At 73.7% G+C, this 23,107-nt stretch carries 15 protein-coding genes, 1 tRNA gene and 1 pseudogene; 12 read left to right on the top strand and 5 right to left on the bottom strand.

Translation table 11 applies throughout. The annotated features are described in order from the left end of the window. Positions 1–59 precede the first annotated feature (59 nt). Positions 60–956, top strand: a complete 897-nt coding sequence (locus tag BS80_RS05450) for an ATP-grasp domain-containing protein (RefSeq protein ID WP_035793985.1) — start codon at positions 60–62, stop codon at positions 954–956. A gap of 21 nt (positions 957–977) precedes the next feature. On the opposite strand, the gene BS80_RS05445 is transcribed toward BS80_RS05450, so the two are convergent. Both BS80_RS05445 and BS80_RS05440 read right to left on the bottom strand, forming a co-directional pair. Next, a complete protein-coding gene (locus tag BS80_RS05445) occupies positions 978–4,814 on the bottom strand; it encodes an ABC transporter ATP-binding protein (protein ID WP_083974266.1) in 3,837 nt (1,278 codons plus the stop codon). A 181-nt stretch (positions 4,815–4,995) separates the two neighbouring features. Then, positions 4,996–5,667, bottom strand: a complete 672-nt coding sequence (locus tag BS80_RS05440; RefSeq protein ID WP_035793982.1) for a TetR/AcrR family transcriptional regulator — start codon at positions 5,665–5,667, stop codon at positions 4,996–4,998. Positions 5,668–5,798: 131 nt separating this feature from the next. Between BS80_RS05440 and BS80_RS05435 the strand changes: the two genes are divergently transcribed. The 4 genes from BS80_RS05435 to BS80_RS05420 all read left to right on the top strand — a co-directional run bounded on the left by BS80_RS05435 (position 5,799) and on the right by BS80_RS05420 (position 12,077). Next, entirely contained in the window at positions 5,799–7,460 is a 1,662-nt protein-coding gene (locus tag BS80_RS05435) for a carboxyl transferase domain-containing protein (RefSeq protein WP_051966085.1), read from the top strand. Between the two features lie 65 nt (positions 7,461–7,525). Then, positions 7,526–9,739: an acetyl/propionyl/methylcrotonyl-CoA carboxylase subunit alpha gene (locus BS80_RS05430; protein ID WP_035793757.1), complete on the top strand. Its 2,214-nt coding sequence runs from the start codon at positions 7,526–7,528 to the stop codon at positions 9,737–9,739. 23 nt (positions 9,740–9,762) lie between these two features. After that, complete coding sequence (locus BS80_RS05425) at positions 9,763–10,710, top strand: hydroxymethylglutaryl-CoA lyase (protein WP_035793978.1); 948 nt, start codon at positions 9,763–9,765, stop codon at positions 10,708–10,710. Positions 10,711–10,895: 185 nt separating this feature from the next. Beyond that, complete coding sequence (locus BS80_RS05420; RefSeq protein ID WP_035793976.1) at positions 10,896–12,077, top strand: acyl-CoA dehydrogenase family protein; 1,182 nt, start codon at positions 10,896–10,898, stop codon at positions 12,075–12,077. A 61-nt stretch (positions 12,078–12,138) separates the two neighbouring features. Here BS80_RS05420 and BS80_RS05415 read toward each other — a convergent pair whose 3' ends face one another. Beyond that, positions 12,139–12,645 carry a universal stress protein gene (locus BS80_RS05415; protein ID WP_035793974.1) on the bottom strand — a complete coding sequence of 169 codons (507 nt, stop codon included), beginning with the start codon at positions 12,643–12,645 and terminating at the stop codon, positions 12,139–12,141. A gap of 713 nt (positions 12,646–13,358) precedes the next feature. Here BS80_RS05415 and BS80_RS05410 point away from each other — a divergent pair. The 6 genes and pseudogenes from BS80_RS05410 to BS80_RS05385 all read left to right on the top strand — a co-directional run bounded on the left by BS80_RS05410 (position 13,359) and on the right by BS80_RS05385 (position 19,881). Beyond that, positions 13,359–14,267: an HAD family hydrolase gene (locus BS80_RS05410; protein ID WP_063771901.1), complete on the top strand. Its 909-nt coding sequence runs from the start codon at positions 13,359–13,361 to the stop codon at positions 14,265–14,267. 1,108 nt (positions 14,268–15,375) lie between these two features. Next, positions 15,376–16,425 (top strand): annotated as a pseudogene (locus BS80_RS05405) (helix-turn-helix domain-containing protein); the annotation flags it as partial. Positions 16,426–17,297: 872 nt separating this feature from the next. Then, positions 17,298–17,900: an oligoribonuclease gene (gene orn, locus BS80_RS05400; RefSeq protein ID WP_035793755.1), complete on the top strand. Its 603-nt coding sequence runs from the start codon at positions 17,298–17,300 to the stop codon at positions 17,898–17,900. 127 nt (positions 17,901–18,027) lie between these two features. Then, positions 18,028–18,103: transfer RNA gene (locus BS80_RS05395), tRNA-His, on the top strand. Between the two features lie 149 nt (positions 18,104–18,252). Then, on the top strand, positions 18,253–18,699 hold the full coding sequence (locus tag BS80_RS05390) for a DUF4442 domain-containing protein (protein ID WP_035793969.1): 447 nt from the start codon (positions 18,253–18,255) through the stop codon (positions 18,697–18,699). 309 nt (positions 18,700–19,008) lie between these two features. Next, positions 19,009–19,881: a hypothetical protein gene (locus tag BS80_RS05385; RefSeq protein WP_035793753.1), complete on the top strand. Its 873-nt coding sequence runs from the start codon at positions 19,009–19,011 to the stop codon at positions 19,879–19,881. Between the two features lie 18 nt (positions 19,882–19,899). Here the strand turns inward: BS80_RS05385 and BS80_RS05380 are convergent, their stop codons facing one another. Both BS80_RS05380 and BS80_RS05375 read right to left on the bottom strand, forming a co-directional pair. Then, positions 19,900–20,835, bottom strand: a complete 936-nt coding sequence (locus tag BS80_RS05380) for a spermidine synthase (RefSeq protein WP_083974264.1) — start codon at positions 20,833–20,835, stop codon at positions 19,900–19,902. A gap of 81 nt (positions 20,836–20,916) precedes the next feature. Beyond that, on the bottom strand, positions 20,917–21,297 hold the full coding sequence (locus BS80_RS05375) for a hypothetical protein (protein ID WP_035793750.1): 381 nt from the start codon (positions 21,295–21,297) through the stop codon (positions 20,917–20,919). 442 nt (positions 21,298–21,739) lie between these two features. On the opposite strand from BS80_RS05375, the gene BS80_RS05370 reads away from it, so the two are divergent. Next, positions 21,740–23,101, top strand: coding sequence for a hypothetical protein (locus tag BS80_RS05370; protein ID WP_035793747.1), 1,362 nt, complete (start codon positions 21,740–21,742; stop codon positions 23,099–23,101). The last annotated feature ends 6 nt before the right edge of the window (positions 23,102–23,107 follow it).

Here is a 23,107-nt window from a genome sequence, read left to right as displayed (position 1 = left end):
TCGCGGCCCGGAAAGCAGGCGTGCGTCTCCATGCGCCCGGCGCCGCTACCCTGACCGGCATGCCTGCGCCCACCATCCTGCTGCCGCACGATCCGTTCTCCGAACGGCGCACCGACCCGCACTACTCCGCCGAGGCCCGCCTGGTGCGCGGTCTGGGCGGCGACACGGCGTTGGTGGACCACGACGCACTGCTCGCCGGACGCGCGGTCCACGCCGTCCGGCTCGTTCCGGCCGGGCTCGGACCGGTCTGGTACCGCGGCTGGATGCTGCCGGTGGAGGCCTACGCCGCCTTCGGGCGGGCCCTCGCCGACCGGGGCTGCCAGCTGCTCACCACTCCGGCCGGCTATGCCGCAGCGCATGAACTCCCGGGCTGGTACCGCACGTTCGAGGGTGCGACACCGGACAGCGTCTGGCTGCCGGCCGGTTCCGGGTCGGTCACGCTCGGCGCGCTGGAGCAGGCGGCCGGTCAACTCGGCGGCAGCGGACCGGCGATCGTCAAGGATTTCGTCAAGTCCCGCAAGCACGAGTGGGAGGAGGCCTGCTTCATCCCCGAACTCGCCGATCTGCCCGCCGTGGCGCGGGTGGTGCGGCGGTTCGTCGAGCTGCAGGGCGAGTTCCTGGCGGGCGGCGTGGTGCTGCGCCGGTTCCACGCCTTCGCCGGCGCCACCGAGCCGGGAGGCGGCGCGCGGGTGGCCGAGGCCAGGGTGTGGTGGATGGACGGCGAACCGGTGCTGACCGGTCCGCACCCCGACACCCCGGGCGTGCTGCCGGAGCCGGACCTGGCGGCGGTGCGCCCGCTGGTCCGGGCGCTCGGGTGCCGGTTCGTCACCACCGACCTGGCGCTGCGCGCGGACGGCGGCGGGTGGATGGTGGTCGAGGTCGGCGACGGCCAAGTCAGCGATCTGCCGCGGGGAACCGAGGTCTCGGCCCTGTTCGCCTCGCTGATCGCGGCCTGACCGCCGCCGTACCCGGACCTCTCAGCCGGCCACCGGCGCGGGCTCGGCGGTCGGGTGCTCGTCGCCCACGAAGGCCTCCCAGAGCCGGGCGTACGTCCCGTCGGCGGCGAGCAGCTCGGTGTGCGTGCCGTCCTCGACCACCGCGCCCTGGTGCAGCACGATCACCCGGTCGGCGCGTTCGGCGGTGGTCAGGCGGTGCGCGATCACCAGGGTGGTGCGCCCGCCAGGCCGGTCCGGACGGCCGTCGCTGAGCCGGTCGGCGGCCTGGTTGACCGCCGCCTCGGTGGCCAGGTCCAGCGCGGCGGTCGCCTCGTCGAGCAGCAGGATGTCCGGGTCCACCAGCTCGGCGCGGGCCAGCGCGATCAACTGCCGCTGGCCGGCGGAGAGGTTGCGGCCCCGGCCGGCCACCTCGTGCCGGTAGCCGTCGGTCAGGCCGGTGATCATCTCGTGCGCGCCCACCGCCCGGGCGGCCGCCTCCACCTCGGCGTCGCTGGCCTCGGGGCGCCCGTACGCGATGGCGTCGCGGACCGTGCCGGCGAACAGGTACGCCTCCTGCGGGACCACGCCGAGCCGGTGCCGGTATTCGGCCAGCGCGTACCGGGAGACGTCGGTGCCGTCGATCCGGACCGTGCCGCCGGTCGCGTCGTAGAACCGTGCGACGAGCTTGACCAACGTCGACTTGCCCGCGCCGGTCTCGCCGACCAGGGCGACCGTCTGCCCGGCCGGGATCCGCAGGTCGATGCCGTTGAGCACCTGCGGCTGGCCCTCGCCGCCGCCGTTGTAGGCGAAGCTGACGTCGTCGAAGTGGATCTCGCCGCGCAGCCGCCGTACCGGCAGCGGGTCGGCGGCGGCCGGCGTGCTGGTGGGCGAGCGGAGCAGCTCGCGGATCCGGCCGAGGCCGACCGCCGCCTGCTGGTAGCCGTCGAAGATCTGCGAGAGCTGGTTGACCGGGGCGAAGAAGAGGTCGATGTAGAGCAGGTACGCCACCAGCGCGCCGACCGTCAGCGTGCCGGAGTCCACCCGCGAGGCACCGGCGATCAGCACGAGCGCCGCGGCCACGTTGGAGAGGAACTGCACGAACGGGAAGTACAGCGATATGTACCACTGCGCGCGGACCCGGGCGTCGCGGTAGGCCAGCCCGCGGCTGACGAACCGGGCGGTGTTGTCCTCCTCGCGCCGGAACGCCTGCACGATGCGCATCCCGGCGACGTTCTCCTGGAGGTCCGCGTTGACGGTACCGATCAGCTCGCGGGAGATCTGGTACTGCTGCGAGGACTTCTTGCGGAACACCAGGGTGGCGACGACCAGCACCGGCAGGACCGCGAACACGATCAGCGCCAGGCCCGCGTCGATGATCAGCAGCGCGCCGAAGATCCCGAAGAAGGTCAGCAGGCTGACCACCGCCGTCACCACGCCGGTCTGCAGGAAGCTCGACAGGGCGTCGACGTCGGTGGTCATCCGGGTCATGATCCGGCCGGAGAGCTCGCGCTCGTAGTAGTCCAGGCCGAGGCGGTTCAGCTGCGCGAAGATCTTCAGCCGCAGCGTGTAGAGGACGCGCTCGCCGGTCCGGCCGCTCACCCGGTTCTCGGCGGACTGCACCAGCCAGTCCAGCAGGACGACCACCAGGGCGGCCAGCGAGGCGGTGACCACGCCGCCCAGCACGGCCTTGGAGACGCCGTCGTCGATGCCGTGCCGGATCAGGATCGGCAGCACCAGGCCGGCCGCGGCGTCCAGCGCCAGCAGCAGGAACGCCAGCGAGAGCGAGGCGCGGAACGGCTTGAGCAGGCGGCCCAGCGTGAAGCCGGGGTCGGCGGCGGTGGCCGACTCGAACGGGATCGCGGGCAGGTCGGTGGCCGGGGCCAGCGCGGCGACCTTGGCCAGCAGCTCGGGGTCGTTGGGGCGGCCCATCATCGTGCGGGGGCCGGTGAAGCCGGGGACCGGGCCCGCGGCGGCCTGGGCGGCCGGTTCGGTGTCGGGCTCGGCTTCGGGCTGCGGGCGGCCGGTGCCGGCCTCGGGGTCGGTGATCAGCGCGCGGTACTGCGGACATCGCCGTTCGAGCTCCTCGTGCGTGCCGAGGTCGACCAGGCGGCCGTGCTCCAGGACCGCGATCCGGTCGGCCAGCAGGAGGGTCGAGCGGCGGTGCGCGATCAGCAGCGTGGTGCGGCCGGCCATCACGATGCGCAGCGCGTCGTGGATCTCGGCCTCGATCCGCGGGTCGACGGCGGAGGTCGAGTCGTCGAGCAGCAGAACCCGCGGGTCGGCGAGGATCGCGCGGGCCAGCGCGATCCGCTGGCGCTGGCCGCCGGAGAGGGTCAGGCCCTGCTCGCCGACGGTCGTCGCGTAGCCCTCGGGCAGTGCGCGGATGAAGTCGTCCGCCTGTGCGGCGCGGGCGGCGGCCGTGATCTCCTCCTCGGTCGCGCCGGGGCGGCCGTAGGAGATGTTGGCGAGGACGGTGTCGGAGAAGAGGAAGCTGTCCTCGGGTACCACGCCGACCACGGCGCGGACCGAGTCGACGGTGACGTCGCGCAGGTCCTGGCCGTACAGCCGCACCGCGCCGGCGGTCGGGTCGTAGAAGCGCGGGATCAGCTGGGCGACGGTGCTCTTGCCGGAGCCGGAGGCGCCGACCAGGGCGACGGTCTCCCCCTCGGCGATCCGCAGGCTGAGCCCGTGCAGGACGGGACGGCTGCCGTCCGGCCCGTACCGGAAGTCGACCTGGTCGAACTCCAGCGCGGGCACGCCCTCGGCGGGCTCCAGCACGCGGGCGCCGGGCTTCTCCTGGACCAGCGGGCGTTCGTCGATCAGTTCCAGCACCCGCTCCACGCCGGCCCGGGCCTGCTGGCCGACGGTCAGCAGCATGGTGAGCATCCGGACCGGGCCGGTCATCTGGGCGACGTAGGTGGAGAAGGCCACGAAAGTGCCGAGCGTGACCTGGCCGTTGACCGCCAGCCAGCCGCCGAGGGCGAGGACCGCGACCTGGCCGAGCGCCGGGATCGCCTGCATCGCCGGGTTGTAGCGGCTGTTCAGCCGGATCGCCCGCAGCCGGGCGCTGTAGAGGGTGCGCGAGGCCGACTCCAGCTTGCCGAGTTCCTGCGCCTCCTGCCCGAAACCCTTGACCACCCGGACGCCGCCGACCGCGGCCTCGACGACGCCCGCCACCGCGGCCGCCTCCTGCTGGGCGGCCCAGCTCGCGGGGAACAGGCGCTTGCGGCTGAGTACCGCGAACCACCACAGGGCCGGGCCCATCACCAGGGCGATCAGGGTCAGCGTCGGCGAGAGCCAGAGCATCACCACGACCGACATCACGAAGAGCAGCAGGTTGCCGGTCATCATCGGCAGCATCGAGAGCAGGCCGTTGACCAGCTGGAGGTCGGAGGTGGCGCGGCCGACCACCTGGCCGATGTCCAGCCGGTCCTGCCGGTCGCCGTCCAGCCGGGTGAGCGAGCGGAAGAGGTCCCGGCGCATGTCGTGCTGGACGTCCACCGCGAGCTGGCCGCCGTAGTAGCGGCGGACCAGGGTGCAGCCGAACACCAGGAGAGCGGCGACCACCATGGCGATCGCCCAGGGGGCGAGCGAGCGGGTGTGGGTGGTGATGACGTCGTCGATGATCACCTTGGTGATCAGCGGGACGAGGGCCGTGATCGCCATGCCGGCCAGCGACGCGCCGAACGAGAGCAGCACGGCGCGTCGGTAGTGCCAGCAGTAGCCGACCAGACGGCGCAGCCAGCCCGCGCCGGCGCCGGCGGAGGTGTCGTCGGGGGACGGGGCATGGTCCGCGGCACGTCCCGGCTGGGCGGGCCGCCGGTCGGGCGCCTCGCGGTCGGGCGATATCTCCCTGGTGGAGACGTGAGTCTCAGGCATATTTAGGGATACTAACCATTTCGTGAGGCGGCCGTCCACGTACGTGCACGGACCGAGCGAGGCCGCTGCGGATCTGCCGAGCTCCAACGGTCGGCGCCCGGTTTTCCTTCCCTCCCAGCCTGCGGCATCGGCCGGCCGCCGCGCGCCCGTCGCGCGGTCCGACCGGCCACCGCCGGTCGACCTAGGACCTGTCGTCCCGCTGCCCGTCGGCGGCGGTGGCGCGGGCCGCGGCCGCGAAGGCGCCCTGGGCCAGGCTGTGCAGCAGGGCGGCCATCTCCGCGCGGGGCAGCGCGGCCCGGTCGGAGGGGGCGTCCGGGTGGGCGGGGCGCAGCCCGATGCTGTGCGGGGTGGAGTTGAGCAGGCCGAAGACGGCGTGCACGGACGCCCGGGCGACCGGCTCGGCGGACGGGCCGGCCAGCTCCGGGAAGGCCTCGCGGACCACCTCGACCCAGAGCTCGACGTAGCCGCGCTGCATCCGGCGCACCCGGCGGCGGTCCTCTTCCTTGAGGTGGAGGAGTTCGCGGTCGTGCAGCGTGATCAGGTCGGGGTCGTTGAGCGCGAAGTCGACATGTCCACTGATCAGTGCATCCAGGGCCGCCGCCGGTCCGATCGTCGCACCGGCACGCCGGCGCCCCTCCTCCAGCAGCCGCTCACTGATGCCGACCAGCAGGTCCGCGAGCATGGCGTCCTTGCCGGCGAAGTGCCGGTAGAGGCCGGGGCCGCTGATGCCGACCGCCTTGCCGATCTCGTCGACGCCCACGCCGAGGAAGCCACGGGCGGCGAAGAGCCGGGCGGCCTCGCGGCGGATCTGGTCACGGCGCGGGGTCGCGGGAGCGGCGGGGACATTCGACATGAGGTCCATCGTAGACATCGCGGTTATCCGTGGTTAACCTGGCGGCAGGAGTTAACCACCATTAACTTGGCGACGGCGGTCCACCAGGCCTCCCCGCTCGCCTGGTTTCCGGGAGCAAGGGAGCTCTTGGGATGGCCCTGTCGACACCCGACGCCGCCACCAGCCCGGCCTCGGCCGCACCGGCACCCCGGCTGCGGTCCGCGGCCGACGCCGGCTCGGCCGCCTACCGGACGAACACCGAGGCGCACCGGGCGCTCGTCGCCGAACTGCGCGACAAGCTGGCCGCCGCAGCGCTCGGCGGCGGTGCCAAGGCCCGCGACCGGCACACCGCCCGCGGCAAGCTGCTGCCCCGCGACCGCGTGGACACCCTGCTCGACCCGGGCTCCCCCTTCCTGGAGATCAGCCCGCTCGCCGCCGACGGCCTGTACGACGGCGCCGCGCCCGCGGCCGGCGTGATCGCGGGCATCGGCCGGGTGGCCGGGCGCGAGGTGATGGTGGTCGCCAACGACGCCACGGTCAAGGGGGGCACCTATTACCCGATGACCGTGAAGAAGCACCTGCGGGCGCAGGAGGTGGCGCTGGAGAACCGGCTGCCCTGCATCTACCTGGTGGACTCCGGCGGCGCCTTCCTGCCGATGCAGGACGAGGTCTTTCCCGACCGCGACCACTTCGGCCGGATCTTCTACAACCAGGCCCGGCTCTCCGCGGCCGGCATCCCGCAGATCGCGGCCGTGCTCGGCTCGTGCACCGCGGGCGGCGCCTACGTCCCGGCGATGAGCGACCAGGCCGTGATCGTCCGCAACCAGGGCACCATCTTCCTGGGCGGCCCGCCGCTGGTGAAGGCGGCCACCGGGGAGATCGTCACCGCCGAGGAGCTCGGCGGCGGCGAACTGCACTCCCGCACCTCCGGGGTGACCGACCACCTGGCCGAGAACGACGAGCACGCGCTCTCGATCGTGCGCACCATCGTGGACGGTCTCGGCCCGCGCGCCGCCCGGCCCTGGCCGCTCACGCCGGTCGAGGCGCCCGCCGTCGACCCGGCCGGGCTGTACGGCGCGGTGCCGGTCGACCCGCGCACCCCGTACGACGTCCGCGAGGTGATCGCCCGCCTGGTGGACGGCAGCCGCTTCGCCGAGTTCAAGGCCGAGTACGGCGCCACCCTGGTGACCGGCTTCGCGAAGATCCACGGCCACCCGGTCGGGATCGTCGCCAACAACGGCGTGCTCTTCGCGGAGTCCGCGCTCAAGGGCGCCCACTTCATCGAGCTCTGCGACCAGCGCGGCATCCCGCTGGTCTTCCTGCAGAACATCACCGGCTTCATGGTCGGGCGGCAGTACGAGGCCGGCGGCATCGCCAAGCACGGCGCCAAGATGGTCACCGCCGTAGCCTGCACCCGGGTACCGAAGCTGACCGTCGTGATCGGCGGCTCGTACGGGGCCGGCAACTACTCGATGTGCGGCCGGGCTTACTCGCCGCGCTTCCTGTGGATGTGGCCGGGCGCGAAGATCTCGGTGATGGGCGGCGAGCAGGCCTCGTCGGTCCTCGCCACGGTGCGCCGCGACCAGTTCGAGGCGCGCGGCGAGGAGTGGCCCGCCGAGGCGGAGGAGGAGTTCCGCCGCCCCGTCCGCGAGCAGTACGAGCGGCAGGGCAACGCGTACTACGCCACCGCCCGGCTCTGGGACGACGGCGTGATCGACCCGATGGACACCCGGACGGTGCTCGGCCTCGCCCTGACCGCGTGCTCCAACGCCCCGCTGGCCGCGCCCGCACCGTACGGCGTGTTCCGGATGTGACGACCTCCGGTCACCCGTCCCCCCGTCTTCGCACCGCTCTCCCTCGCCCCGGAGGAACGCCTCCCATGTTCGACACCGTTCTGGTCGCCAATCGCGGCGAGATCGCCGTCCGGGTCATCCGTACCCTGCGACGGCTCAGCGTCCGGTCGGTCGCCGTCTACAGCGACGCCGACGCCGACGCCCGGCACGTCCGCGAGGCGGACGTCGCCGTCCGGCTGGGGCCGGCCGACCACAGTGACAGCACCGCCGCCGAGACCTACCTGCGCGGCGATCAGATCATCGCCGCGGCGCTGCGCACCGGCGCGCAGGCCGTCCACCCCGGCTACGGCTTCCTCGCCGAGAACCCGGGGTTCGCCCGGGCCTGCGCCGAGGCCGGGCTGGTCTTCATCGGCCCGCCCGCCGAGGCGGTGGAGCTGATGGGCGACAAGATCAACGCCAAGGAGGCCGTCCGCGCGGTCGGCGTCCCGGTGGTGCCGGGCAGCCGCGGCGGGGCGGCGAGCGACGAGGAACTCGTGCTGGCCGCCGACGAGATCGGCTACCCGGTGCTGATCAAGCCCTCGGCCGGCGGCGGCGGCAAGGGCATGCGGCTGGTCCACGATCCGGCCGAGCTGCCCGCCGAACTCGCCGCCGCCCGCCGTCTGGCCCGGACCGCGTTCGGTGACGACACCCTGCTCTTGGAGCGCTGGGTCGACCGGCCCCGGCACATCGAGGTGCAGGTGCTGGCGGACGTCCACGGGACCACCGTGCACCTCGGTGAGCGGGAGTGCAGCCTCCAGCGTCGGCATCAGAAGCTCATCGAAGAGGCACCCTCCGTCCTGCTCGACCCGCAGACCCGGGCCGCGATGGGGGCCGCCGCCGTCCGTGCGGCGGAGGCCTGTGGCTACACCGGCGCCGGCACGGTGGAGTTCATCGTGCCCGGCGGCACCGACCCCGCGCCCGGCGAGGTCCGCGACTTCTTCTTCATGGAGATGAACACCCGCCTCCAGGTGGAGCACCCGGTCACCGAACTGGCCGTCGCGATCGAGTCGGCCGGGCCGGGTGCACCGGGCCCGGGACGGCTCGACCTCGTCGAGTGGCAGCTCCGGGTGGCCGCGGGTGAGTCGTTGTCGTTCGCCCAGTCGGACGTCTCCTTTCTCGGTCACGCCATCGAAGCGCGGATCTGTGCGGAGGACCCCGCGCGGGACTTCCTGCCGACCGGTGGCCGGATCCTGCTGCTCGACGAGCCGCGCGGCGAGGGCATCCGGGTCGACTCCGGCCTCACCGCGGGCACCTCGATCACCAGCGCCTACGACCCGATGCTGGCCAAGGTCATCGCGTACGGTCCCGACCGCGAGACCGCGCTGCTCCGGCTGCGCGCCGCGCTCGCGGACACCCGGATCCTCGGACTGACCACCAACGCCGGCTTCCTGCGCAGGCTGCTGGCCCACCCGGACGTGGTCGCCGGCCGGCTGGACACCGGCCTGGTCGAACGCGCCGCCCAGCAGAACCCCGCGCTGCTGGCCGACCAGCACGACCGTGCCGATTCGACTGCGGTCGACGGCGCCCCGGACACCGTCTACTTCGCCGCGGCACTCGCGCGGCATCTGCGGCTCGTCCCCGCCGCCACCCCCGACGGCTGGACCGACCCCTTCGCACTCCCCTCCGGTTGGCGACTGGCCGGCGAACCGGCCTGGACCACGCACCGACTCCGGATCGCCGGGCACGACCCGGTGTCGGTTCTCGTACGACCCGTCAGTGCGGACACCGTAGTCGAGGGCACTGACAGTTCCTCGGAAACCTTCTCCGACCTGCAGGTTCGCCTGAACGACGGGCCGATCCGGCGGGCCCGCGCCGTGCTCGGCGCCACCGATCTCTCGCTCACCCTCGACGGCCTGCGGATCACGCTCACCCACGCCACCGACGACTCCCCCTCGCCGGCCGCCGCCGGTCCGGTGATCTGGCTCGGCATGGGCGGCGACAACTGGGCGGTGCACCCGTACGACCCGGTGGCCGACCGCGCCACCGCCGCCGACGCCCACCACGGAGCGCTCACCGCGCCGATGCCCGGCACCGTCACCGTGGTCAAGGCCGCGGTCGGCGACCAGGTCCGGCGCGGCCAGGCGCTGCTGGTCCTGGAGGCCATGAAGATGGAACACGTGATCGCCGCGCCGCACGACGGCACGGTCAGCGAACTGCCGGTGACCGCCGGGGCCACCGTCGCCATGGAGCAGCTGCTCGCCGTCGTGCTGCCCGAGGACGAGGAGAGCACCGGGAACGTCGAGGGGACGGTGGCGTCGTGACGACCGCTCAGGAGCCCGGAGTGCTGGAGCTCGGCCTGCCGAGCCCGGTGGCCGATCCCACGCTGCCCGCCCGGGTGCGCATCCACGAGGTGGGCGCACGCGATGGACTGCAGAACGAGAGCGCGCTGGTCCCGGTCGAGGTGAAGGCCGAGTTCATCACCCGGCTGGCCGAGGCCGGGCTGAGCACCGTGGAGGCCACCAGCTTCGTCCACCCGAAGTGGGTGCCGCAGCTGGCCGACGCCGAGCAGCTGATGCCCCGGCTGGCGGGCCTGCGGGAGCGCTTCGAGGGCCTGCGGCTGCCCGTCCTGGTCCCCAACGAGCGGGGCCTGGACCGTGCGCTCGCGCACGGTGCGACGGAGATCGCGGTCTTCGCCAGCGCGACCGAGACCTTCGCCCAGCGCAATCTCAACCGGTCGGTGGCCGAGGTGCTGGAGATGTTCCGTCCGGTGGTGGAACGCTCCACCGCGGCGGGCGTACCGGTGCGCGGCTACCTCTCGATGTGCTTCGGCGACCCCTGGGAGGGGCCGGTCGCACCCGAGCAGGTGGTCACCGCCGGACTGCGGCTGATCGAACTGGGCTGCACCGAACTGAGCCTGGGCGACACGATCGGCGTCGCCACCCCGGGCCAGGTCGCCGCGCTGCTCGACGGCTTCGACCGGGCCGGCGTGCCGGTCGGGCAGCTCGCCGTCCACTTCCACGACACCTACGGGCAGGCGCTGGCCAACACCCTGGCCGCGCTGCGCTGCGGGGTCACCGTCGTGGACTCCTCGGCGGGCGGCCTCGGCGGCTGCCCGTACGCGAAGAGCGCCACCGGCAACCTCGCCACCGAGGACCTGGTGTGGATGCTGCACGGCCTCGGCATCGAGACCGGGGTGGACCTCCCCCGACTCGCCGCCACCAGCGCCTGGATGGCCGAGCAGCTGGGGCGGCCGAGCCCGTCCCGCGCCGTCCAGGCCCTGACCGGGTCTTAGACCACCCACCATGTACCGGTCGGTCTGACCCGAGCCCAACGGTCCGCCCTCGGCCGTCGGCCTGACCCCGGTCAGCCGCCGACGGCCGGCCGCGGCATACCCGAACCCCGCTTGCGGCGGCCCGCGCCGCCCCTCCCCCTCCCCGCTGACACCGCCCCGGCCGAACCCCCTGGAGGATCACCGTGATCGACCACCGCCTGGATTCCGAGTACGAGGAACTGCGCCGCACCGTCGCCGAGTTCGCCAACGACGTGGTCGCCCCGACGATCGGCGACTACTACGAGCGCGAGGAGTTCCCGTACGAGATCGTCAAGGAGATGGGACGGATGGGCCTCTTCGGCCTGCCCTTCCCCGAGGAGTACGGCGGGATGGGCGGTGACTACTTCGCGCTCTGCATCGCGCTGGAGGAACTCGCCCGGGTGGACTCCTCGGTGGCCATCACCCTGGAGGCGGGCGTCTCGCTGGGCGCCATGCCGATCTACCGCTACGGCACCGAGGAGCAGAAGCGCGAGTGGCTGCCGCGACTGGCGTCGGGCGAGATGCTCGGGGCGTTCGGCCTGACCGAGCCCGAGGGCGGCTCGGACGCGGGCGCCACCCGCACCACCGCGCGGTTCGACGAGGTCACCCGGGAGTGGGTGATCAACGGGACGAAGTGCTTCATCACCAACTCCGGTACGGACGTCACCGGTCTGGTCACCGTCACCGCCCTGACCGAACCGCTCGCTCGTTCGAGTGAAGAGGGAGCTGAGCCCTCGTCAAAGCGGGAGATCTCCTCCATCATCGTGCCTGTCGGCACCCCCGGGTTCCAGGTGTCGAAGAAGTACTCCAAGGTCGGGTGGAACGCCTCCGACACCCGCGAACTGTCCTTCACCGACTGCCGAGTCCCCGAAGCCAACCTCCTCGGCCAGCAGGGCCGTGGGTACGCCCAGTTCCTGCGGATCCTCGACGAGGGCCGCATCGCCATCGCAGCGCTGTCCACGGGTCTGGCCCAGGGCTGCGTCGACCAGTCACTGAGCTATGCCGCGACCAGGCGCGCGTTCGGGCGCCCGATCGGGGCCAACCAGGTCATCCAGTTCAAGATCGCCGACATGGAGACGCGTGCCCACATGGCACGCCTCGCCTGGCGGGACGCGGCCTCCCGGCTGCTGCTCGCCGAACCGTTCAAGAAGGAGGCAGCCATCGCGAAGCTCTACTCGTCCGAGGCGGCCGTCGACAACGCCCGTGAGGCCACCCAGATCCACGGCGGCTACGGCTTCATGAACGAGTACCCGGTGGCCCGCTTCTGGCGCGACTCGAAGATCCTGGAGATCGGCGAGGGCACCTCGGAGGTCCAGCGGATGCTCATCGCCCGCGAGTTGGGCATGTAGCACGCAACTCGGGGGTGGCCGCCGGTCGGTGGCCACCCCCGCGATCAGCTGCCGTACGCCGTCAGGGGATCACGACCACCGGGCGGTTGGCGCGCCGGGCCAGCCGACCGGACACCGAGCCGAAGAGCTTGCCCAGCAGCCCGTGCGTGGTGCCCACCACGATCGCGTCGGCCGCGTACTCCTTGCCGACCTCCTCGATCTCGTGGCAGATGTCGCCGCCGCGCTCGACCAGGATCCACGGGACGCCGGCGAGGAAGTCGGCGCAGGCCAGTTCCAGGCCCAGCACCTCGGTGCGGTGGTCCGGCAGGTCCACGAAGACGGGCGGTTCGCAGCCCGCCCAGACGGTCGCCGGCAGGCGGTTGGCCACGTGCACGATGACCAGGCCGCAGTTGGACCGGCGCGCCATCCCGACCGCGTAGGCCAAGGCGCGCTCGCTGGAGAGCGACCCGTCGAAGCCGACCACCACGCCGTGCTGGAAGGCCGGGTCGCAGGGCCGTACCGTCTCGGGCTGGAGCGTGGGCGGACGGCCCTCCCGTGCGGCGGCCTGGGCCGTCGGCCGAGGCCGCATCCCGGGGCCGCCGGCCGTACCGGAGCCGTCCAACCCGTCCGGGCCGCCGGTCGGCGCGCTCACCTGGTCCTCGCGGCGCTGGCGCGGCTTGGGCCAGCCACGGCGCAACGACCCACCGCCGAGACGGGCACGGCGGGGTGAGGAGAGTGCGGGAGAGGGGAGCGGCAGCTGCGACTGTCGAGTCCGGGAGTCCGTGAGGTCCGTGGGCTCCGTGCGGGAGAAATCCGCCGCCCCGGGGGAACGGGGTGGGCCGACGGATCGGGGAGGCTCAAAACCGGCCATGAATCGAGACTCTTCGAGTGAGATGGGCCGACAGGGAGGACAGCGGGGACAGAGCTGCCCTGGTGGCAGGCCATGTCATTGGCACGAAGTCGGTGGAGGCCGATCAGCACCGTCGGTGACCTGTTCCTTTCAGCGTACGACGACCGGAGGTAGCCGCCCAGCCATTGCGGCCGAGTACGGCAACGATCCCGCGAATGGCCGCGGCGTGAGCCTTCCAACGCGCGCCCCTCAGCACCGGACGCGCCCCCGGCTCCCAGGGTTCCCTGGAGCTTGCCTGACGGAGGCTTTCGATGCAACAGGCCCACCACAGACGGTATGCGGGCGATCGGGGAGCGTAGCCGAGGGCCGATCTTCGGCCAGACGGGCCTACCTGCTCACCGATCGTCGGCACACGCTTCCTCCCGCGTCCCGGCGCTGGCAGCATGCACGCCATGCCGTTGCTGCTGCTCGATCTCGACAACACGCTGCTCCCCCGCGACTTCGCCTTCCGGGCCTGGGCCGAGGGGTTCCTGAGTGAGTTCGGACTCCCGCCGGGCGACCTCGACTGGCTGGCGACCATCGACGGCGGCGGATACGTCCCGCGCAGCACCGTCCTGGGGGCCACACAGCGCAGATACGGCCTGGACCACTCCATGGACTTCCTCCTCGCCCACTACCGCCGCGGGATCAACTCCCACATCAGTTGCCCCAGTTCCCACCTGGAGGCACTCGGTGCCGCCCGCACCGCCGGCTGGACCCTGGCCATCGTCAGCAACGGCGGCACCGGGCCGCAGGTGGAGAAGATCCGGCGCACCGGACTCGGGGCGCTGGTCGACGGTTGGGTGGTCTCCGAGGAGGCCGGCTGTGCCAAGCCGGACCCGTTGATCTTCGAGATCGCCGCCCAGCGGTGCGGGATCGCCCTCACGGCCGACTGGACGGCGCAGAGCTGGGTGGTCGGCGACCACGCACCCGCCGACATCGCGGGCGCGGAGGCGACCGGGCTCCGGAGCGTCTGGCTGCACCACGGGCGCCCCTGGCCCGAGCTGGGCTACCGGCCGACCCTGAGCGCCGGAGACTTCCCCCAGGCGGTGGCGATGGTCCTGGCGGCGTCCACCGTGCCCGAGCGGGAGCGCGAGGCGGTCCGGCTGCCTGCCGCGCCCGCGGGGGCGGCAGGGGCCGCGGTACCGGCCGTAACCGGGGTACCCGGCGGACGGGCCGCGCGGACGGCTCGGGCGGCGCGGCCCGTCGCCGGCCGGTCCGTCGCGGAACGCTCGGCTGAAAAAGCAGCTGTCGTCAAGCCGGACCCGGTGATCACAGCAGCGACTTCCGCCCCACCGGTCACACCCGTCCCGGTGGGCTGACCGGATCCACCCGTTCCTCCGGCCGCCCGCCCGCGTGCGCCGTGGTGATGGTCCGCGCAGGGGTCCTGCGCGGCCGGTACGGACTCCGCGGCAGCGGCCGGCGGCCGACCGGGCCGAGGCGGAGCGTCGCGCGGACGGGTACGCCGTCGGCGCCGGCGTCGTTGGCCTGTTCGAGCCGGCCGCGATCCCCTCGGCCGTCGACGCACCGCCCCCGGACGGACGTCCCGTCAGGCACCGCGGGGCCGACCGCAGGTCACCCGCCCATCGGCCCATCGCCGCTTCACCATCGGCCCCCTGAAGCATCGTCATCGCCCACACGCGACCCGCCGAGGGCGCTAAAGTCGGCACGGCCGGGCGTGCGCGAGCACTGCGCGCCCCTTCTCCGCAACGCCGATTTTCAGTCACATTCAGCTCGATCAGCAGCGATTGGGCATTCCCGCAGTCCAGAACGTCGGACGGGGGAAACCGTCCCCGGCACCCGGGGAACCGCGGGACGGCAACCAGCCACCGATCCGGTTGCCCCCTTCCCAGGGGGGTCGACGGGTGCCACGCTTCGTGATCGAATGCATCACGCCAAATTGCCATGTCGACATAGCGTCGGATGGTGAACTTGTCACAACGGCAACGGTCCACCCAGTAGATTCGATCTTGTGAGCAGTGCCGCATCACCACACCACACCACCGAGGGGGCTTGGGCGCCTTGAACAGGGTGAGCAGGAGCGAGACAGGTCCTGACGGCGGCCACTCCCCGGCCGGTCGCACGGGGCATGTCCCGAGAAGTACTGCCCCGCTCGCTCCGCAGGCGCTTCCCGTCCGGCCCCAGTTCGCGGCCGCCACCGGGTTCGGACCGGGGCCGGGCGGCGGACCCGCGTCCGGCGGCACCGGACGGACGCTCCATCAGGAGTTCCCGGCCACGGGCCAGCAGGGGCAGCAGGGGCACCACATCGGCACGACTGGGCACGCCGCCGGGAACGCCGGGGCCGCGAGCCCCGCCGGCTCCGGCGGGAACGGCGGGAACGGCGGCGGGAACGGCGCGAGCGCCGGCACCCCCGGTGGCACCGGACACACCGTCAGCGGCGCGGCCCCCGGCAGCGCGGGCACCGCCACGCTGATCGGCAACGCTCCGCGCAAGCTCTCCGGACGCCGCCGCCGGGAGACCGTCGCGGTGCTGATCTTCAGCGGAGCGCCGATCTTCGAGAGCTCGATCCCGCTCTCGGTCTTCGGCGTGGACCGCCAGGACGCCGGCGTCCCGCGCTACCGCCTGCTGGTCTGCGCCGGCGAGGACGGCCCGCTCACCACCACCGGCGGCATGACCCTCACCGCACCGTTCGGGCTGGAGGCGCTCGCCCGGGCCGGTACCATCGTCGTCCCCGCCTGGCGGTCGATCTCGCAGCCGCCCCCGGTCGAGGCGATCGCGGCACTGCGCAAGGCCCACCACGAGGGTGCCCGGATCATCGGCCTGTGCACCGGCGCGTTCGTGCTGGCGGCGGCCGGCCTGCTGGACGGCCGGCCCGCCACCACCCACTGGATGTACGCGCCCACGCTCGCCAAGCGGTACCCGCGGGTGCACGTCGACCCGCGCGAGCTCTTCGTCGACGACGGCGACGTGATGACCTCGGCGGGCACCGCGGCGGGCATCGACCTCTGCCTGCACGTGGTCCGCAGCGACCACGGCGCCGAGGCCGCCAACGCCCTGGCCCGCCGCCTGGTGGTGCCCAACCGCCGCAGCGGGGGCGGACAGGCCCAGTACATCGATCAGTCTTTACCAGAGGAGATCGGGAACGACCCGCTGGCGGAGGTCGTGACCTGGGCACTGGAGAACCTGAACCAGCAGTTCGACGTGGAGGTCCTGGCCGCACGCGCGTACATGAGCCGGCGGACCTTCGACCGGCGCTTCCGCACGCTCACCGGCAGCGCCCCGCTGCAGTGGCTGATCACCCAGCGGGTGCTCCAGGCGCAGCGGCTGCTGGAGACCTCGGAGCTGTCCGTCGACGACGTGGCGCGGCGCTGCGGCTTCCGCTCGCCGGTGGCGCTGCGCGGGCACTTCCGGCGGCAGCTGGGCGTCTCTCCGGCGGCCTATCGGACGACCTACCGGGCGCGCCGCCCCGGTCCGCCCCCGAGCGTCGGGGTGCCGGCCCAGGGCGGGTCGGCGGACCGTCCGCTCGGCACGCCCACGGGCTCGGGCGCGACGCCGTTCGCGGGACAGTCCGCGGCGACCGGTGCGGGCGGCGGCGCGGCCGGACCGGGGTCCGGTGCGGGGGCGTCCGGCCAGGGCGGTCCCGGCTCGGGTCACGTCCAGGGGCAGCCGCCGCACGGCCAGGGGGCCGGCCAGGGGCAGGGCGCGGGCGGGCCGTTCGGCCAACCCGGGCACCCGTCGCAGGGCCGGGCCGCCTCGGCGCAGCCGGCGCTGCCCAGTCCGGCCAAGAACCGGATACGTCCGCACGTCCCGCCGCAGCCCGGTCCGGCCACCCGGCGCGGTCCGGCACGGCCGGTGGAGCACGCGGTCGCGGAGGACGGCCACTCCCAGCCGAGCGCACGCGGCCAGGGCGCGGGGCACCGTCCCGACCGTCCCTCCCCCGACGCGGCGAGCGGCCTCGGCCGGGCCGGTTCGCCCGACGGGCGGCTCGGCCCGATGACGGGTGGAGCGCCCCGGCAGCCGCTGATCCGGCCGGCCGGAGCGCAGCCGGGTGGCGGGTCGGCGCGGCAGTCCGATCCCCGGCAGTCCGAGACCGGACCGGGCGCGGCCCGGATCGCGGGCCGGGCACCGGCCGGCCGCGGCGCCCAGCCGCCCGGTGCCGAGCAGCGGGCGGCCGGCGACCGGGCGGGCGGGCCGCCGTCGGGCGGGCCCGGTCAGGGTGCCCAGGCGCAGGGTGCTCAGGCGCAGGGTGGGCCCGGGCAGGGCGAGCAGCCGTCAGGCGACTTGCCGTCAGGCCGCCCGGTACCGGAGGACGACCGTTCGGCCGCGCCGGACGGGACGACCGACGGCCTCCCGCTGCCCGCATCGCGGGATCGCGCCGTAGGCTGACCTGTGTGAACGACCGTCTGGTGTGGATCGACTGTGAAATGACCGGCCTGGACCTCGATCGGGATGCCCTGATCGAGGTCGCCGCCCTGGTCACCGACTCCGAGCTCAACATCCTCGGCGAGGGTGTGGACATCGTGATCCGCCCGCCGGACGAGGCCCTGGAGACCATGCCGGAGGTGGTGCGCACCATGCACACCTCCTCCGGCCTGCTCACCGAGCTCGCCGACGGGGTCACGCTGGCCGAGGCCGAGAAGCTGGTGCTCGATTACATCCGGGAGCACGCCCCGGAACCCGGCAAGACCCCGCTCTGCGGCAACTCCGTCGCCACCGACCGCGGCTTCCTCTCCCGGGACATGCCCGCTCTGGAGGGGCACCTGCACTACCGGATCGTGGACGTCTCCTCGATCAAGGAGCTGGCCCGCCGCTGGTACCCGAGGGCGTACTACAACAGCCCGCAGAAGGGCGGCAGCCACCGGGCGTTGGCGGACATCCGGGAGAGCATCGCCGAACTGCGCTACTACCGCGAGGCGGTGTTCGTCCCGGCCCCCGGGCCGGACACCGAGACCGCGCGGGCCGTCGCCGCCAAGCACCAGATCCCGTCGGCCTGAGCCGCTCGGCCGTGGTCGGCCCGGACGTGACCACGGCCACTCCGGGGACGACCGAAACCCTGGCACGATCACTCTCCCGGATCCTGTAGAGTTCTTTCTGTCGGAGCGGGAACGCCCCGGACAGATGGTGGGTATAGCTCAGTTGGTAGAGCACCTGGTTGTGGTCCAGGTGGCCGCGGGTTCGAGTCCCGTTACTCACCCCATCACTTGAGGGTCTGATCTCCATGGAGATCAGACCCTCAAGTCGTTTCCGGCTCCTTCCCGCCGGCCCCTCCCCCTTGGCCGTCCTTCCGGGCAAACTTCCGCGGCACCCCCCTGCCCAGCGAAGCTACTCGTAAGTAACATGTTCTTCATGACCACACCCACGATCGGCCAGCTGCTGGACTCCACCGTCCCGATGGCCCGCACCCTCAAGCTCGCCTACCTGGAGACGAGCCCCGAGCGAGCTGTGCTGCAGCTCCCCGACCAGCCGGAGTTCCACAACCACGTGGGCGGACCGCACGCCGGTGCGATGTTCACCCTCGCCGAGTCGGCCAGCGGCTGCATCGTGCTGGCGGCCTTCGGCGACCAGCTCTCGCGCGCCGTGCCGCTCGCGGTCAGCGCGGAGATCGCCTACAAGAAGCTGGCCAAGGGCGTCGTCACCGCGACCGCGGTCCTCGGCCGTCCGGTGGCCGACATCGTCGCCGAGCTGGACGCGGGCGAGCGGCCGGAGTTCCCGGTCACCGTGGAGATCACCCGCGAGGACGGCGCGGTGACCGGGATCATGACCGTGCTCTGGACGCTGCGCCCCAACTCCTGAGGCCCAACTCCTGAAGGCCCAACTCCCGCGGCCTGCGCCCCGGTCGGGCTCCTGGACGGTCGATCCGGCCGAAATCCGCCCGTCCGGGGCCCGGCCGCGCCGCCCGGGGCCCGGGACCCCGGCGTGACCTTCCGGGGTCCCGGCTCGTTCTGCCCTCACGTGCAAGCCAATCACCCGTCGGATCCGCACGTCGCCGCCCCGGGTCCCACCCCGGCTTCTCCGGTGGCCGGTCGGCTGCCCCGTCCCCGGCCCCGAACCCTGGCCGCCGGCGGGGCGGTTCTGGCTCACGTCTGGGGGCTGGGATTCGGCGTGAGCAGCGCCTGCGCCGCGAGCGGGCCGCCGGTCGACGTCGTCCGGTCGACGGACGGCGGCACGGCGGTCGGCCGAGCGGCTGCCGACCGACCGGGTGAGCCGTCCCTGCTGCCCGGGCCTGCCACGGCACCCGACGCGTCCGGCTCATCCGGCTCGACCGGCACCGTGGACCAGTTGCTGCGCAGCCAGATCCGGGCCGGCGGCCTCCCGCTGCCGGGGCAGGCGACGGCCGTCCCGGACGCCTTCGCCATCGCGGCCGTCCTGCTGCCCACCGTGCCCGCGCAGCCGTCGGGGCGTGGGGCGAGCGGGCCGGGTTCGTCCCGTCCGTCGGCCGGGAGCGCCGGTGGCGGGCGTGACGCGTCGGCGAGCGCTTCGGGCGGCGCGGCGGAGCGGTTCGGCGCCATCCCGGCGGCGCGGGCGGGCGGTGTGCCGGGGGTCGGGCTGTCGGCGGAGGACTCCGGGGGCGGAGCCGGTGACGGCGGGTGGGGCACCGATCCGACCGGGCGGGCGGACGGAGCCGTGGCGCGACCGGCCCACCCGGCCGACGCGGCGTCGGAGGCCGTCCTCGCGGCGCGGACCGCCGGGCTCGCGGCCTCCCGCGACAGCGGACGCGGCATCGTCGGAGCTCCCGGCGGCGCCGACGCCGACGGGTTCGGCGGCCTCGCCGGAACCGGGCCCGCCGACGGCGCCGACCGGGGCGCGGCCACCGGGTCCGGCAGCGGCTGGACCGTCGCCGCCCGCTACACCGCGGCTGCCGACCCACTGAGCGCCGCCGACTCGCAGGGCGCCGTCCTCATCCCGATCGCCGCGGGCCTGCTGCTGACGGGCGCCGCGATGTACAAGCACCGCGGCCTCCCCGGCGGGCACTGAGCGCCCGCCGCCAAGGCCTCAGGCGCGGAAGACGCCCGGGGGCGGGGTCGGCGAGGGGGCGGCGGCGGCGTCCGTCGCCACGGCGGCGCCGCCGGTGAAGTCGGCGAGGGCCTTGCCGTGCTCGACCCGGCCGAGGGCCGAGTCGGAGGCGGTCCGGCGGGTCAACTCGGCGATCGGCAGTGCGGTCTGAGCGGCCACCAGGATCAGGTTGCCGAAGCGCTTGCCGCGCAGCACGGCCGGGTCCGCGATCAGCGCGACCTCCGGGAAGACCGCCAGCAGGGTGGCCGCCTGGGAGCGGGCGAAGGGCAGCCCGCCGCCGTCCGCGATGTTGACGGCGTAGAGCCCGCCGGGGGCGAGGGCCCGGGCCGCCAGGGTGGCGAACTCCAGCGTGGCGCAGTGCGCGGGGACGCGGGCCCCGGAGAAGACGTCGGCGATGACCAGTTCGGCGGCAGCCTCGGGGGCACGTTCGAGGACGGCACGGGCGTCGGCGCCGCGGACCTTGATCTGCCAGCCCTGCTGCAACGGGAGTTGGGTGCGGACCCACTCCGTCAGCGCGGCGTCCAGCTCGGCCACCTGCTGGCGGGAGCGCGGGCGGGTGGCGGCGACGTAGCGGGCGAGGGTGAGGGCGCCGCCGCCCAGGTGCAGGGCGCGGATCGGCTTGCCCGGCGGGCCGGCCAGATCGGCGACGTGGCCGAGGCGGCGCTGGTACTCGAAGCTCAGGCGGGTGGGGTCGGCCAGGTCCACGTGGGACTGCGGGGCGCCGTCGAGCAGCAGGGACCAGGCCTGCGGACGGTCACGGTCGGGGACGAGCTCGGCGAGGCCGGTGTCGGTGCGCTGCGCCCGGACGCCGCCGGCGTCGGCGCCGCTCCCGGCACTGCTGCCCGAGGTGGCGTCGGTGTCGTGGTCGGGGGTGTTGCTGCGCGGCCCGCGGGAGGCGCGTCGGTCTCGTCCCATGGGGCGAAGTATCCCCCGAGGGAGGTGAGAACGCGCAGGTGGAGGGGGTGCGGTGGGCCTGCGGGACGGGCGGGGAGCGGCTCAGAACGGGCCGAGGCCACCTGCGGTGAGGGTGCAGGCGGCCTCGCAGAGGACGGAGCGCAGGATCCACGGGTCGGTGGCGGCGGGGGCGCCGTTGGCACCGGCCGGCGGGACCAGCCAGCGCGGATCGGTGGGAGGCAGCACGGCGGCGCCGGGCGTACAGGAGGTGCCGGGCAACCGCCAGCCCTCGGCCGTCCCGGCCGGGACCAGGAAGCTCACGGTCGCCCCGGCGGTGCCCTGCAGGGCGGAGCCGCAGGCTCGGCGCAGCCGGAGGATGTCGACCGTCTCCAGACCGTGCCGGAGCGCGACCGTGACGGTGTCGCAGGCCTGTTGGGCGCCCGGGGTGGCGGACGGGCGGCGAGGGACCGCCCCCTCCGGCACACTCCCGAGGGCACCCCCCGACGCACCCCCAGCGAGCGGACTGCGGAATGGCGGCATTGCGGTGGCCATGGTGCGAGCCTCCTGTTTCCCTCGTGTTCCCTCTCCCGCTGCCCACTCCTCGACTCGGCCAGGCAGTCTGAGGGTGCGTCAGTGAGACAAATGAACTGGTGCTATGAAATTGGTCGGAGGTGTCGGGCGGGGCCGGCTACTCCGTTGTCAACACAACGGTCCGGAGGGCCGGATGGCCACGGGGCGCTTTACAGCAAGCCATGGCATTTCATGGCAGAAAGCCAGGCAGGTGCCCGATTTGGCGGCATATATCCGCTATTTTCCGCCAAACGCACTGTGAGCACCTCATGACAGCCGGTACTGTCGTCCCCCGAAGAAACCCGCACCACCCCCGCACCAACCGGCACCGCCCCGCACCACCTCGGAGCGCACCATGGCAGCCACCGCCCCCGCCGCGCCCACCCCCAACGCCGCGATGCGCGAGCTGCGCGGCAATCTCTCCCCCGCGGAGTTCGCCGTGGCGATCCGCCGGGCAGCCCGGGACATCGGCGAACACGTGTCCTGCGACGCCCGGTACATCGGACGCGTGGAGGCCGGCGAGATCCGCTGCCCCAACTACGCGTACGAGCGGGTATTCCGCCACATGTGGCCGGACCGGTCGCTGGAGGACCTCGGCTTCGCGCCCCGGACAGCCGTCCGGCGGTGCCCGCCGCACCGTCGACCGGCACCGCCCGAACCGCACCATCCCGACGAGGAGAACGACGACGTGCGTCGCCGTACGTTCCTGAACGGCGGTCCCACCGCCCTGGCCAGCGTGCTCGGTCTGGACGCACCGGCCCGGGCCGCGACCCCCCGCCCCGCCTTCCCGCGCCAGCACCGCCCGGCCCCCCGAAAAGTCGGCTCGGCCGACGTCCGCATCGTCGAACAGGCCGTCCGGGACATCCGGCTGGCCGACGACCTGCACGGCGCCGACACCCTGTTCGACGAGGCCGGACAGTCCCTGCGCAGCGCCTACGTGCTGCTCAACGAGGGCGAGTACTCGCTCAGCACCGAGCGTCTGCTGCAGTCCACGGCCGGCGAACTGGCCATCTCGGTCGGCTGGCTGGCGCACGACTCGAACCGGCTGGCCGACGCCCGCTCCTTCTACGCCGAGGCGCTGGCCACCGCGCGGATGGCCGACGACCCGGCGCTGGAGGCCCATGTCTTCTGCAACAGCGCCTTCCTGGCCCGGGACGCCGGCCGGCCGCGGGAGGCGCTGCGGGCAGCCCAGGCCGGCCAGAGCGCGGCCCGCCACCTCGACTCCGCCCGGCTGCTCTCGCTGCTCGCGATGCGCGAGGCCGGCGCCTGGGCGGTGTTGCAGGACCGGGCCGCCTTCGAGCGGGCGCTGGTCCGCGCGCACACCCTCTTCGAGCGCGGCGACGGCGACGGCGACCCGGAGTGGATGTCCTTCTACGGCGAGGCGGAGATCGCCGGCCTGGAGGCGCAGTGCTGGTCCTCGCTCGGCGAGTGGGACCGGGCCAGCGAGCAGGCCGGGCTGGCCATAGCGCTCCAGGAGCCGCAGTTCGTCCGCAACCGGGCGCTCTACACCGCCGAGTTGGCGCACGACCGGCTCGGCCGCGGCGACCTGGCGGGCGCGGCCGAGCACGGCTGCGCCGCGGTCGGCCTGCTCAGCGGCGTCCGGTCGGCCCGGATCCGGGGCATGCTCGCGGACACCGCCGCCCGGCTGCGCAGTCACGGCTCGGTCTGCGAGGTGCGGGTCTTCCTGGCCGGCTACGACAGCGCGCTGGCCGCCTGAGAGCCC

The sequence above is a fragment of the Kitasatospora mediocidica KCTC 9733 genome, assembly GCF_000744225.1.
GTDB classification, from domain to species: Bacteria; Actinomycetota; Actinomycetes; order Streptomycetales; family Streptomycetaceae; genus Kitasatospora; species Kitasatospora mediocidica.
This window is presented reverse-complemented; position numbering and strand designations above follow the sequence as displayed.